Genomic DNA, 13327 nt, shown 5'->3' with positions numbered 1-13327 from the left:
CTTCGGTCCCGCTCTCGTCCGAGGATTATGACGGGGATCGGACATGAATTATCCGTCTCGGATAGCCTTGATGAACACAATCAAGCTCCCGCCCTCTGGAGTGTCCGGTATGGTTGGGGCCACACCGAACGAACTAGTACAGTTCCTTCACACGGAGGCGGGCGAGTACTTGCGCACGGCGCTTCACTACACCGCCACCGACTACGAGACGCTGTATCTTCGCGACGACGTGGACGCCGCCTACACCGGCGGGGGGATGGACGAGTTCGTCGCGTACTACCGCCAGAAGAGCCGGGAACAGGAGCCAGATCGTCCGTTCGATCTGGGCAACGACCACTGTACGGTCTCGATATACGACGAGGCGATCCTGTTTCACTTCACACAGGGGGAGAACGTGGGGACGATCATCACGCTCTCGCCGGAGGCGGGCAGGGACATCGTCCAGTTCATCACGGAGTGTCTCGAACAGCTGTATCACAACTCCCCACAGGAGATCGACGACGTTCCGACGTGGCTGCGGGGATGACCCTCCAGCGGGTCCGATTACCGATGTAGCCCGTCAGTCGGACTCCTCCTGCTCGATGGTCACCGTCTCGTCGGGACGCTCGCCGGAGACCACCCCGACGAACTGGCTGCCGAACTCCACGTGCGGGAGCAGCATCGCGTCGTCGAACACGACCAGCTCGCAGCCGGCCGCATCGGCCAACTCGCGCCCCGCCGACAGCGGCGGGAGGTCGGCCTCGCGGCCCCACACGATCGTCGTCGGGGTGTCGAGGGCCGCGAGCGCGCTCGCGAGGTCCACGTCGCTGTTCAGGAAGCCGGAGACGAACGACGCGGGGGCGAAGCGGGCGTTCCTCTGATGGGTCGTGCGCCACTCGTAGGCCTGCCACTCCTCGCCGGCCTTCTCGGGGTCCCAGTAGCCGTGGTCGGCGTTGAAGTAGGCGATGGAGGGCTTCGACGCCAGCAGCCCGAAGACCGCGTCGCCGACGATCGGCGCCCGGATCAGCTCGCGGACGGCAGTCTTCGGCGGCTCGGGGCCGGCGATCGCGGTCGGGCACACGAGCGTGAGCTCGGCGAGACCGAGGCCATCGGCGACGCCGACGACGTACGCCGCCGTCAGCGACGACGCGACGACGCGCGGCTCGTCGCGCTCCGCGAGGAAGTCGCGGACGAAGTCCTCGTACAGTGCCGCCGAGTAGCGCAGCGGCGGCCGATCCGATCGACCGAACCCGGGGAGATCGGGGGCGACGACGTGGTACTCCGCCGAGAGGTCGGCGAACACTTCGCGCCACTCGCCCGCGGAGCCGGCGGCGTTGATCCCGTGGAGGAGGACGAGCGTCTCGTCGTCCTCGTCGCCGGCCTCCGTATAGGAGATGTCCATCCCGCGCCAGCGGTAGCTACGCTGGCGGCCGTCGAGCGGCGGTTCGAGTTCGCCCGCCTGCGCGCGTAGCACGCGCGTCGCTGCGACGCTGGCTCCCGCGCCGAGCGCGACGTACTTCGCGGTCGAGGCGAGCTTCGATCGGATGCTCATACGTGTGTAATTGACGGGAGCGAACTTAGTTCGCGTGGCAGCGGCGTGCCATCTCGGCACGGCCGGATCGTCGGGCGAGCCGGAGCGGGCGGCGTCGCGGTGTCGGGCTACCTGATTCAAGGAGAGAGTCCCGCCGTTCACAGTAGATGAGATTTATACAGCGGTCGGTAGTGCAAGACCCGTCTTAGTCGGTATACCGGCAGTTTAGCTCGGGGGTGCTGCATAATTCTCATCTACTGTTCACGCCGGGGAGGATGTCATAGCGGCTCCTCGCCGTCGATGATCCGCAGACAGCGCTCGGCGAGCGCCGGCACCCGCGTCTCCATCGTCGGGTACAGCGGGTCGTCGCTGTTGCCCTCCAGATACCGCCGGTAGAACATCTCCCCCAGCGCGGCGAGCTTGTACACCGCGAGCGTCCGGTAGAAGCGGTCGTGCTCGTACTCGATCCCGGTCGCGTCTTCGTAGCGCGCGACGAGATCGCGCCGGCTCGGGTATCCCTCGCGCTCCATGAACGTCGAGGTCAGCTCGGGCGTCGCCGGCGCGGGGTCGCCCGGGTCGCGCCAGAAGGAGAGCATCCAGCCCAGATCCGTGAGCGGGTCGCCCAGCGCCGACAGCTCCCAGTCGAAGACGGCGACCAGCTCCGGGGGCGTCCCCGGCGCGAACATGACGTTGTCGAGCTTGTAGTCGCCGTGGACGAGCGCGTGCTCGTGGTCGGCGGGGCAGTTGTCACGCAGCCACTCGGTCACCGCCGCGATCTCGGGCACCTCGCGGTCCTCGGCGGTCACCTCGAACGCCCACTGGAACTGCTTCGCCCACCGATTCACTTGGCGCTCGGTGAACCCGGCGGGGCGGCCGAAGTCGCCGAGGCCGACCGCCTCGGGGTCGACGGCGTGGATCGCCGCGAGGGTGTCGACGAGCTCCTCGCCGACGCGGCGGCGGTGCTCGGGCGCGGCGAAGCGCTCGGGCTCGTCGTCGCGGAGCACGTCGCCCGCGGTCCGCCCCATCACGTAGAAGTCCGACCCGAGGACGTCGTGATCGTCGCACGCGAGCACCGTCTCCGGCAGCGGCACGGCGGTGTCCTGTAGCGCGTCCATCACGCGGTACTCCCGGAGCACGTCGTGGGCCGTCTCGGCGGTCGCACCCGGCGGCGGCCGCCGAATCACGAGTTCGCGGTCGCCGTAGGTGACGAACAGCGTCTCGTTGGAGTGGCCCTCCGGATGGCGGCGCACGTCGAACTCGTCGACCGGCCCCAACTCGGCGGACAGGCGCTCGCGCAGCGCGGGCGGGTCGACGAGGCGCCGGAAGTACGCCTCGGAGTCGTCTGACATGCGGGTCGGTTGCACACCCCGAACGAAAAACGCCGGGGATCGGCGACCGACCGACTGCGTTCCAGCCGTGCGGTTTGAGCGACCGTTCGGGGGGTACTGTTTTGCCCCGGCGGCCGGTCTTCTCGGTATGGAGTACGACGACAGCGAGGCGGCGGACGCGCTCGCCGAGCGGACGCGCGAGTTCGTCGACGAGGAGGTCATCCCGGTCGAGCGGGAGGTGCTCGGGGACGGCCCCGTGAGCGACGAGCAGCTCGCGAACCTCCGGGAGGCGGCTCACGAGTACGACGTGTTCTGCCCGCAGATCGGCGAGGAGTTCGGCGGCATGGGAATGGCCTTCCGCGACGTGCTCCCCATGTTCGAGCAGGCGGGGCGGTCGCTGCTGGGCGCGGCGGCCTGCCGCGTCGACGCGCCCGACGAGGGCAACATGCACACGCTGGAGCTGCTGGGCACCGACGAGCAGCAGGAGCGGTGGCTCCGCCCGCTCGTCGCCGGCGAGATCTCCTCGGGGTTCTCGATGACCGAGCCGATGCAGGGCGGCGGCTCCGACCCGAAGATGATCCGCACGAGCGCGGAGAAGGAGGGCGACGAGTGGGTCATCGACGGCCACAAGTGGTGGACCACCGGCGGCACCGAGGCGGACGTGCTCATCGTGATGGCCCGCACCGACCCCGACGCACACCCCTACGAGGGCACGTCGCTGTTTCTCGTCCCCGCCGACGCGCCGGGCGTGAACGTCGTCCGCGACATCCCCCACGTCGGCGGCGAGGTGACCGGCGTCGGCCACGCGGAGATCGAGTACGACGGTGTTCGCGTCCCCGAGGGGAACCTGCTCGGAACTCTCAACGAGGGGTTCGCCCACGCCCAACAGCGGCTCGGGCCCGCGCGGCTCACCCACTGCATGCGGTTCGCCGGGATGGCCGAGCGTGCGCTCGACGTGGCGAAGGCGTACACGAGCGAGCGGGAGGCGTTCGGCGGGCCGATCGCCGACAAGCAGGCCGTCCGCCACGACGTGGCCGACGCCGAGACAGAACTCCACGCCGTGCGGACGATGGTGCGCGACGCCGCCGACCGGATCGACCGCGGCGAGGAGGCGCGCGTGCAGGTGGCGATGAGCAAGACGTTCGCCGCCAACACCGTCCAGGAGATCGTCGACACCGCGCTCCAGCTGTGTGGGGGCAACGGGATCGGGAAGGACCTCCCGATCGGGGACTTCTACGAGTCGGTCCGGCAGTTCCGGATCATCGACGGCGCCGACGAGGTCCACCGGCGCGTCATCGCCCGCGACGCCTTCGCCGACGTGGACGAGTCGGAGCTGGCGAACGTCACCCGATACCGCGAGCCGAACGAGTAGACACGCGACGGCGGCCCGCCGCCGCACGGGAACCGCTGTGCCGACGGCTGTGGACCGACGCCCCGATTTTTGTCCCCCGCGGGCGACGGGACTGCTATGGTAGCACTCGACGCGGATCACGAGGCGTGGACGGCCGCCCAGTCGGAGACGACGGCGGTCGTCGACGGGCGCGAACTCGACGTGGCGTACTACGAGGCCGGGCGCGACAACGACGGCCCGCCGACGATCTTCCTCCACGGCATCCCGACGTGGTCGTTCCTGTGGCGGGGGATCGCTCCCGCGATCGCGGAGGACCGACACGTGATCGCGCCCGACCTCGTCGGCTACGGCAACTCCCAGCGAAGCGACGACTTCGACCGATCGATACGCGCGCAGACGGGGGTGCTCTCCGAGCTGATCGCCGAGGCGGGCTACGACGAGGTGGACCTCGTCGCCCACGACATCGGCGGGGGGGTCGCGCTCCGCTACGCCGCCGCGCGCTCCGAGGAGGTGCGGAAGCTGGTGGTGTCGAACGCCGCCTGCTTCGACTCGTGGCCGGTCGAGTTCATCAACTCGCTCGGCGTCCCCGGCGTCGTCGAGGGCTGGGACGACGAGGAGTTCGAGGAGAAGATGTCGTTCCTGTTCGCCGAGGGCGCCCACGGCGAGGCCGACCCGGCGTTCGTCGCGGGGATGCGGGCGCCGTGGGCTCGCGAGGGCGGTCGGACCGCGCTGGCGCGGGCGGCCGTCGCGACGAACACCAACCACACGACCGGCATCGACTACGGCGCGATCACCGCCGAGACGCTGTGTCTGTGGGGCGGTGACGACGTGCTCCAGCCGATCGACAACGCCGAACGACTCGCCGACGCCGTCGCCGGCGACGCGCGGGTCGTTGGCCTCGACGACGCCTTCCACTGGGTCACCCACGATCGGACCGAGGCGTATCGCGACCACCTGCGGGAGTTCTTGACGAACTGATTCGGGGGCGACGGCCCGGCGGTGAGAACCGGCGGTGGCTATTTGCCAGTGGAACCGAACCCCCCGCCATGTCGTTCCAGCTTTCGAGCGAGCAGGAGGCGATCCGCGACGTGGTCCGGGAGTTCGGCGAGAACGAGATCCGGCCCGTCGCGCGCGAGCACGACGAGACGCGCGAGTATCCGGACGACCTCGTCGAGGAGGCGGCACAGTACGACCTCGTGGCGCCGACGATCCCCGAGGAGTACGGCGGCGCGGGGATGGATCTGCTGACCTCGGTCGTCGTCACCGAGGAACTGTGGCGGGCCGACCCCGGGATCGGCTCGGCCATCGGCTCGCGCGGCTTCGGCACCACGATGATCCAGGAGTTCGGCGACGAGTGGATGAAAGCGGAGTGGCTCCCGAAGGTCGCCGCCGGCGACGCCGCGACCTGTTCGTGCATCTCCGAGCCCGCCCACGGCTCCGACGTGGCGGGTATCGAGACCCGCGCGGAACTCGACGAGGACGCCGGCGAGTGGGTGCTCAACGGCGACAAGATGTGGATCACCAACGGGACGATCGCCGACGTGGCGGTCGTGATGGCGAAGACCTCGCCCGGCGAGCGCCACCGGGGCATCACCGCGTTCCTCGTGGAGGCCGACCGCGAGGGGTTCGAGCCGACGAAGATCGACAACAAGCTCGGCATCCGCGCGTCCGACCTCGCGGAGATCCGCCTCGACGACGTGCGCGTCCCCGAGGACAACGTGATCGGCGCGGTCGACCAGGGGTTCTACCAGCTGATGGCCTTCTTCGCGGGCGGGCGAACCTCGGTCGCGGCGCAGGCGGTCGGCGCCGCGCAGGGCGCGCTCGACGCGGCGATCGAGTACGCCGAGGAGCGCGAACAGGGCGGCCAGAAGATCAAGGAGTACCAGGCGATCTCCCACAAGATCGCCGAGATGGCGACGAACGTCGAGGCGGCCCGGTCGCTCACCTACCGCGCGGCGTCGGTCGTCGACGAGGGCGGCAACGACCAGCTGGCCGCGAAGTTCGCGTCGATGGCGAAGCTGTTCGCCTCCGAGCGCGCCGTCGAGGTCGCCGACGAGGGGATCCAGGTCCACGGAGGCGCCGGCTTCGTCACGGACCATCCGGCCGAGCGCTTCTACCGTGACGCGCGCATCACGAAGATCTACGAGGGCACCTCCGAGATCCAGAAGAACATCATCTCCGATCAGGTGCTGTAAGCACCCTGTCCGGGTCGCGGTCCCCACCGCCCCCGGGATTCATGTAAGCGGCCACCCGAGCCACCGCCGATGATCGACTCACAGCTTCGGGACGGCTCGACGACGCACGCCACACGGACGCCCGCGAATCCGACGCAGATCACGGGGTGGACGGCGTGAGCGACGCCGCGTCCCACCTCGCCGACCGCTTCTCGCTCGCCGACTCCACCGCGGTGATCACCGGCGCCTCCAGCGGCATCGGCCGGGCGATCGCCGAGGAGTTCGCGGCCGACGGCGCCGACGTGGTCGTCTGCTCGCGCGAGCAGGGGAACGTCGACCCCGTCGCCGAGGGGATCAACGAGGCCGCGGAGTCGGAGGCAGACCACGGCCGCTGTCTCGCCGTCGAGTGTGACGTGACCGACCGCGACGCCGTCGACGCGCTCGTCGAGGCGACCGTCGAGGAGTTCGGCGGGCTTGACGTGCTCGTGAACAACGCGGGGGCCTCCTTCATGGCGCCGTTCGAGGACATCTCCGCGAACGGCTGGGAGACCATCGTCGACATCAACCTCCACGGCACCTTCCACTGCACGCAGGCGGCGGGCGACCACCTCGCCGACGGCGGCGGCGCGGTCGTCAACCTCGCGAGCGTCGCCGGGCAACGGGCCGCGCAGTACATGAGCCACTACGGCGCCGCGAAGGCGGGCGTGATCAACCTCACCGAGACGCTCGCGCTCGAGTGGGCAACGCGCGGCGTGCGGATCAACTGCATCGCTCCGGGGTTCGTGGCGACACCGGGCGTCGAACAACAGATGGGCGTGTCCGCCGACGAAGTCGACCGCGCCGAGGTAGATCGCCGGATCGGCACGAGCGAGGAGATCGCGGATATCGCTCGGTTCCTCGCGAGCGACGCGGCGAGCTACATGACCGGCGAGACGGTGGCGGCGCAGGGCGTTCCGCAGGGCGAGGAACTGCCCCAGCAGTAGCCGATCACGTCGATGGCGGGCACGTGGCTCACAGCGCGATGCTGGCCAGCCCGAGCGCGGCCAGCGCCGTCACCGCGAACACGGCCGCAGTGGCGAGGCCCAGCCGAACCCGGACGACAGTCTCGGTGCGCATACATCGACCTCCCGGACTCGCTACTTCAACGTACGCCTCTGAGAATCAGAACTGAAAACAACCGCTCACCGCTCGCGGGACGCGTCGACGACCTCGTAGGAGACGGCGGTCTCGCGAAGGCCGTCGGCGTGCGCGGAGAGCTGGCCGGCGACGACGACGAGCAGCACGTCGAGCCCGCGCATGGCCGCCTCGCGGACGGCGTCGACCGTGCCGAAGCGCACGTCCGGCTCCCGATCGAGCCGTCTGACGGCGGCAGCCGCTTCCGTCCCGGCGGCGACGACGAGGTCGGCGTCGGCCGCGAACTCGCGCAGGCGAGACGGGTCGACCGTGCGGCTTCCGCCGTCGCGGACCGCCGGGACGACGACGGCCGTGACGGCGCCCAACTCGTAGTCGACGACGCCGTCGAACTCCGCGACACCGACGTCCTGCCCGGTGTCGGCTGCCGTGACCGCGACCGCGGTGGCGCCGTCGGTGTGGTCGGTTCCTTCAGAATCGGGGACGGCGTCTCCCGCGTCGTCGTCTCCGTCTCCCTCCGCGACGCTGCGGGCGTGGAGGACGCCGTCACGCATCGACAGCCCCACGCGGTCGCCCTCCTCGACGGGGCCGTCGGCGAGGGCGGTCTCGACTTCCACGGCACCGAGCACGTCGCTGGTGACGTGATCGAGGTACTCGCTGAGTTCGTCGGTGCGGGAGATGAGCCAGTCGACGCCCTCCTTAGTGACCCGGTAACGGCCGCGGCCCTCGCGGTCGACGAAGCCGCCGTCCGCCAGATCGCCGAGGTGTTCGGAGACCGCCTGCGCGGTGATCCCGATGGCGTCGGCGATCTCGCGCTGGCTCACCGCGGGCTGGCGCTCGGCGATCTCGACGAGGATCCGATACCGCGTCGCGTCGCGCTTGTGTCGGAGGACGCCGAGGTCGGCGCCGCCGTCCGTACCGTCATCGCTCACGGTCGGTAGACGGGGACGAACACAAATAGGGTTGTGGTCCACCGCCGCAGATCGCGGCCGTGAGCCGATCGACCGCAACTGCGTTTGCGCTCGCGCCGTCAGTTCCCTTCCAGCAGCCGCCGGAGGTGCGCCGGCGGCACCGCCCCGCGGGCGGCGTTGCCGTCGGCGACGAACGTCGGCACGCCCGTGACGCCACGCTCGCGGGCCGCCTCGAACTGCGCCTCCAGTTCCTCGGCCAGCGTCCCGTCGTCGACGGCGTCGCGGATCTCCTCGCCGTCGACGCCGACCGACTCGGCCAACTCGGCGAGCGTGTCGAGGTCGTCGATCTCGCGGCCGTCCTCCCAGTGGGCCTCGAGAACGGCGTCGTAGAACGCACGGAACGTGTCGAGGTCGTACGATCCCTTCACGTACAGCGCGGCCTGCTGTGCGTCCCACGAGTCCGCGTCGTGGACCTCGTCGAACTCGAGCATCTCGTCGGCGTCGTACTCCTCGCGCAGGCGCACGACGTTCTCGCGCACTTGGTCGTAGTAGTCCTCGTCCTTCCCGTCGTCGACGTCGTCGCGGATCTCGCCGTCGGGAGCGCGTTTGTGCCCGCGGAGGTCGAAGAACTGCCACTCCACGTCGACCTCGGGAAGGTCGCGCTCGGCGCGGTCGTCGCGGTACTGCCGCAGCGACGCCCGTCCGAGGTAGCAGAACGGACAGACGAAATCGGAGTAGACCGTGACCGGTCGTCGGTCGGTCGCGTCGTCGGCCGGCGCGGCGTCATCTGTGCTCATGGAGCGACCAAGGCCAGCCACGGGTTTGTGTTCGTCGCTCCCGGAGGGTCGTGGTTCTCGGCGGAGTCGCCCCCGACAGTGAGTTCGGGCGCCCACCGGCGGGTTTTTCACGGGTGCGTCCCCCGATTCCTGGTATGAACCTCCCCCGTCTCGGCGGCCCGACGGGTCGCAAGCGGCCGTGGCTCGCGGTCCTGCTCGCGCTCGCAGTCACCGGGCTGGGCCACGCGTACCTCCGGCGATGGCTCCGCGGGTTCGCGTGGTTCGCGGCGACGTTCGCGGCGGTCCTGCTGTTAGTCCCGCCGGACGTCATCGAGGCGCTCAACACGGGTGCTCCGATAGCGAACCCGGTCGAGGCGCTGCCGCCGGTGCTCGTCGTCGCCGCCAGCGCGGTCGACGCGTACCTGTTGGCGCGCGCGACTCGTGAGAATACGGATGCGCGGCCCTCGGAGGCTGCTGTCGTCGCGGACGACGTCGAGGGGACGGCCGAGTCGGGCGGCGCGTCCCGAGCCGGCGTCGGGGGAAGCGGCGCCGGAACACCGGGGCGCGAACCGACGGACGCCGCCGAGGCGCCGGCGTGTCCCAACTGCGGGAAGGACCTCGACGCCGACCTCGACTTCTGCCCGTGGTGTACGACGCGGCTCGACTGGAGTGACCCCGAGTCACGGGACGCGGCCGACGCCGCGGGCGACCGCGAGGAGTCGAACCCGTAGCGCCTGCCGGCCCGGAAACTTCACTACACTTTCCACGGTGGCCGAAGGAAGCGAGGTATGGTCGCAGTCATCGACTCGGTCATCGTGTTCGTCGTCAGTGCGCTGGTGGGGGGGATCGGTATCTACGCCGGGGCGCTGTTGCTGTCAGACGCCCGGAGCTACGAGCACGCCGTCTGGACTGCAGTCATCGGCGCGCTGGCGTGGCTCGTCGTCTCGGTACTGTTCGGGTGGCTGCCGCTGCTCGGAACCGTCCTCACGTATCTGGCGTACCTCGCGGTGATCAAGTGGCGCTACAAGGGCGGCTGGATCACCGCGGCCGGGATCGCGCTGATCGGGTGGCTCGCGGCCTCGATCGTGTTGTCGCTGCTGGCGATGATCGGCCTCGGCGGCTTCTCCGCGCTCGGTATCCCCGGGGTGTGAGCGATCGGAGCCGGCGGTAACGACCCGTGTCCGGAGGCGAAACGTAGAAGCGCCCGCCGCAACGCAGTACGGACCGTCGCCGCTTCTCCGCGGGCGTCGGGTAGGGGCGTCGCCCCGGGCCGCGGCGGCTTCGTACTCCGGTCGGACCGGACCGTACTAGTCGGACCGGACCCGTAGCGTTTTACCCGGACACGGCACCACCTCCTACCAGACAATGACGACCGACGCCGGCGGCATCGTGGGCGAGTTCCTCTCGCTGAAGGAGTCCACGGACGCGGACGTGCTCGCGATGCAGTGCGGCGACTTCTACGAGTTCTTTGCGGACGACGCCGAGCTCGTGGCCGACGAGCTGGATCTCAAAGTCTCCCAGAAGTCGAGCCACGGCTCCTCGTACCCGATGGCGGGCGTCCCGCTGTCGGAGCTGACGCCGTACCTGAAGGCGCTCGTCGAGCGCGGCTACCGCGTCGCCGTCGCCGAGCAGTACGAGACCGACGACGGCCACGCCCGCGAGATCGAGCGCGTCGTCTCCCCGGGTACCGTCGTCGACCCCGACGGCGCCGAGGCGCGCTATCTCGCGGCCGTCGAACACGACGACGGCGACGACGGCCACGACTCTTGGGGCGTCGCGTTCGCGGAGGTGACCACGGGGCGGTTCCACGCCGCGGCGTTCACGGAGCTGGACGACGTGCGCGCGGAACTCCACCGGTTCGCCCCGGTCGAACTCCTCCCCGGGCCGGGCGTTCGCGAGGACGACGCCCGGCTCGCCGACCTCCGGGAGTCGACCGACGCCCGCCTCACCCTTCACGAGGCGGAGGCGTTCGCCCCCGGCCGCGCACGCCACCGCCTCGGCGAGCAGTTCGGGGGGCAGGCGCTGGCGGCGGTCGGACTCGACGCCGACCCCGCGGTCGCGGCCGCCGGCGCCGTCCTCCACTACGTCGACGAGACGGGCGCGGGCGTCCTCGCGTCGATGACCAGGCTGGGCGGGCTGGACGCGGGCGGCCGCGTCGCGCTCGACGCGACGACGCAGCGCAACCTCGAACTCGTCGAGACGATGCAGGGCGAGTCGACCGGGACGCTGCTCGACACGCTCGACCACACCGAGACGGCGGCCGGCACCCGTCTGCTCCGGGAGTGGCTCACGCGGCCCCAGCGCGACCGCGCGGAGCTGGAACGTCGGGGGAAAGCAGTCGAGGCGTTCGCGAGCGCCGCCCTCGCCAGGGACCGGCTGCTCGACACGCTCGACGGAACGGCGGATCTCGAACGGCTCGCGGCCCGTGCGACGAGCGGCTCCGCGGGGCCGCGCGATCTGGTCGCCGTCCGTTCGGCGCTGGAACGGCTCCCGGAACTGGCCGCCGCCATCGACGGCACCGCCCTCGCCGACTCGCCGGTGCCGGACGTGCTCGCCCGGCCCGACCAGGGCGCGGCCCGCGACCTCCACGACGAACTCGCCGAGGCTATCGCCGAGGAGCCGCCGGGGAGCATCGGCGGCGACGGCGGCGTCATCGCCCGCGGCTACGACGAGGAGCTGGACGAGTTAGTGGCGGAGTACGAGGAGGCCGTCGAGTGGCTGGACACCCTCGCCGAGCGCGAGAAGCGCCAGCACGGGCTCTCGCACGTGTCGGTCGACCGCAACAAGACGGACGGCTACTACATTCAGGTCGGCAAGTCCGTCGCCGGGCAGGTACCCGACCACTACCGCGAGATCAAGACGCTGAAGAACTCCAAGCGGTTCGTCACCGAGGAGCTGGAGGAGCGCGAGCGCACCGTCCTCCGCATGGAGGAGCGCCGCGAGGAACTCGAACGCCGGATCTTCGAGGAAGTCCGCGACCGGGTGGCTGCGGAGGCCGAACTGCTGCAGGACGTGGGCCGCGCGCTCGCGGAGTTGGACGTGCTCGCCGCACTGGGGCATCACGCCGCGACGAACGACTGGACGCGCCCGGAGTTCACCGACGGCGACGAGCTTCAGATCGTGGCCGGGCGGCATCCGGTGGTCGAACAGACGACCGACTTCGTCCCGAACGACCTACACATGGACCGCGAGCGCGGCTTCCTCATCGTCACCGGGCCGAACATGAGCGGGAAGTCGACGTACATGCGCCAGTGCGCGTTGATCTCGCTGCTCGCACAGACCGGGAGCTTCGTCCCCGCCGACGCCGCGACGCTTCCGCTCGTCGACGGCGTCTACACCCGTGTGGGCGCGCTCGACGAACTCGCGCAGGGGCGCTCGACGTTCATGGTCGAGATGCAGGAGCTGTCGAACATCCTCCACTCCGCCACCGAGGACTCGCTGGTCATCCTCGACGAGGTGGGGCGGGGAACGGCGACGTACGACGGCATCTCCATCGCGTGGGCGGCCACGGAGTACCTCCACAACGAGGTACGCGCGAAGACGCTGTTCGCGACTCACTACCACGAGTTGACCGCGCTCGCCGAGCACCTCCCGCGGGTCGCGAACGTCCACGTCGCGGCCGAGGAGCGCGACGGCGACGTGACCTTCCTCCGGCGCGTGCGCGAGGGACCGACCGACCGCAGCTACGGCGTCCACGTCGCCGACTTGGCGGGCGTCCCGGACCCTGTCGTGAGCCGCGCCGACGAGGTGCTCGACCGCCTGCGCGAGGAGAAGGCGATCGAGGCGAAAGGCGGTGGCGGCGGCGACAGCGTCGACGGGGCGGAGACGAAGCAGGCCGTTTTCGATCTCTCGGCGGGCGAGTTCGCGGCGAACGTCGGTGGATCGAACGGGAAGCGACCGGACACCCCCGCGGGCAACGGACCCGCCGTCGCGACGGCGGAGGCGGGCGGGGAGGTTCCGGACGACGCCGCCGAACCCGCAACCGAACCGGCCGCCGCCGCCGAACCCACGGAGGCCGGGATCGACCCGGCGATCGAGGACGTGCTCGCGGCGCTGCGCGAGACGAACGTGAACGAGACGCCGCCGGTCGAACTGATGGCGAGGGTGCAGGAGTGGCAAGAACAATTGGACGCGGACGAAGAGTGA

General features: G+C 70.3%; 12 protein-coding genes. 8 read left to right on the top strand and 4 right to left on the bottom strand.

Annotated elements, in window-relative coordinates; genetic code table 11:
* The first annotated feature begins 109 nt into the window (after window positions 1–109).
* Window positions 110–526 carry a DUF7522 family protein gene (locus tag ABJD39_RS03405; RefSeq protein WP_348612160.1) on the top strand — a complete coding sequence of 139 codons (417 nt, stop codon included), beginning with the start codon at window positions 110–112 and terminating at the stop codon, window positions 524–526.
* Window positions 527–559: 33 nt separating this feature from the next.
* Here ABJD39_RS03405 and ABJD39_RS03400 read toward each other — a convergent pair whose 3' ends face one another.
* Both ABJD39_RS03400 and ABJD39_RS03395 read right to left on the bottom strand, forming a co-directional pair.
* Window positions 560–1531: an alpha/beta fold hydrolase gene (locus tag ABJD39_RS03400; RefSeq protein WP_348612158.1), complete on the bottom strand. Its 972-nt coding sequence runs from the start codon at window positions 1529–1531 to the stop codon at window positions 560–562.
* Window positions 1532–1788: 257 nt separating this feature from the next.
* Window positions 1789–2859, bottom strand: a complete 1071-nt coding sequence (locus ABJD39_RS03395; protein ID WP_348612156.1) for a phosphotransferase family protein — start codon at window positions 2857–2859, stop codon at window positions 1789–1791.
* Window positions 2860–2986: 127 nt separating this feature from the next.
* Between ABJD39_RS03395 and ABJD39_RS03390 the strand changes: the two genes are divergently transcribed.
* The 4 genes from ABJD39_RS03390 to ABJD39_RS03375 all read left to right on the top strand — a co-directional run bounded on the left by ABJD39_RS03390 (window position 2987) and on the right by ABJD39_RS03375 (window position 7346).
* Complete coding sequence (locus ABJD39_RS03390; protein ID WP_348612154.1) at window positions 2987–4210, top strand: acyl-CoA dehydrogenase family protein; 1224 nt, start codon at window positions 2987–2989, stop codon at window positions 4208–4210.
* 96 nt (window positions 4211–4306) lie between these two features.
* Window positions 4307–5167: an alpha/beta fold hydrolase gene (locus ABJD39_RS03385; protein WP_348612152.1), complete on the top strand. Its 861-nt coding sequence runs from the start codon at window positions 4307–4309 to the stop codon at window positions 5165–5167.
* 68 nt (window positions 5168–5235) lie between these two features.
* On the top strand, window positions 5236–6384 hold the full coding sequence (locus tag ABJD39_RS03380; RefSeq protein ID WP_348612150.1) for an acyl-CoA dehydrogenase family protein: 1149 nt from the start codon (window positions 5236–5238) through the stop codon (window positions 6382–6384).
* Between the two features lie 155 nt (window positions 6385–6539).
* Window positions 6540–7346, top strand: coding sequence for an SDR family NAD(P)-dependent oxidoreductase (locus tag ABJD39_RS03375; protein WP_431357864.1), 807 nt, complete (start codon window positions 6540–6542; stop codon window positions 7344–7346).
* Window positions 7347–7544: 198 nt separating this feature from the next.
* On the opposite strand, the gene ABJD39_RS03370 is transcribed toward ABJD39_RS03375, so the two are convergent.
* Both ABJD39_RS03370 and ABJD39_RS03365 read right to left on the bottom strand, forming a co-directional pair.
* Window positions 7545–8426 carry a MarR family transcriptional regulator gene (locus ABJD39_RS03370; RefSeq protein WP_348612146.1) on the bottom strand — a complete coding sequence of 294 codons (882 nt, stop codon included), beginning with the start codon at window positions 8424–8426 and terminating at the stop codon, window positions 7545–7547.
* Between the two features lie 98 nt (window positions 8427–8524).
* Window positions 8525–9202, bottom strand: a complete 678-nt coding sequence (locus ABJD39_RS03365) for a DsbA family oxidoreductase (protein WP_348612144.1) — start codon at window positions 9200–9202, stop codon at window positions 8525–8527.
* Window positions 9203–9336: 134 nt separating this feature from the next.
* Here ABJD39_RS03365 and ABJD39_RS03360 point away from each other — a divergent pair, with 134 nt between their 5' ends.
* From ABJD39_RS03360 to mutS, 3 genes are all read left to right on the top strand, one after another.
* Window positions 9337–9912 (top strand): zinc ribbon domain-containing protein, encoded by a 576-nt coding sequence (locus ABJD39_RS03360; protein WP_348612142.1) that lies wholly within the window; start codon window positions 9337–9339, stop codon window positions 9910–9912.
* 57 nt (window positions 9913–9969) lie between these two features.
* A complete protein-coding gene (locus ABJD39_RS03355; RefSeq protein WP_348612140.1) occupies window positions 9970–10332 on the top strand; it encodes a hypothetical protein in 363 nt (120 codons plus the stop codon).
* A 214-nt stretch (window positions 10333–10546) separates the two neighbouring features.
* Entirely contained in the window at window positions 10547–13327 is a 2781-nt protein-coding gene (mutS, locus tag ABJD39_RS03350) for a DNA mismatch repair protein MutS (protein ID WP_348612138.1), read from the top strand.

This window comes from Halobaculum rarum (assembly GCF_040025155.1).
In the GTDB taxonomy this organism is placed as follows: Archaea; Halobacteriota; Halobacteria; order Halobacteriales; family Haloferacaceae; genus Halobaculum; species Halobaculum rarum.
Note: the sequence above shows the minus strand (reverse complement) of the source record. Positions and strands in the feature narration are given on the sequence as shown.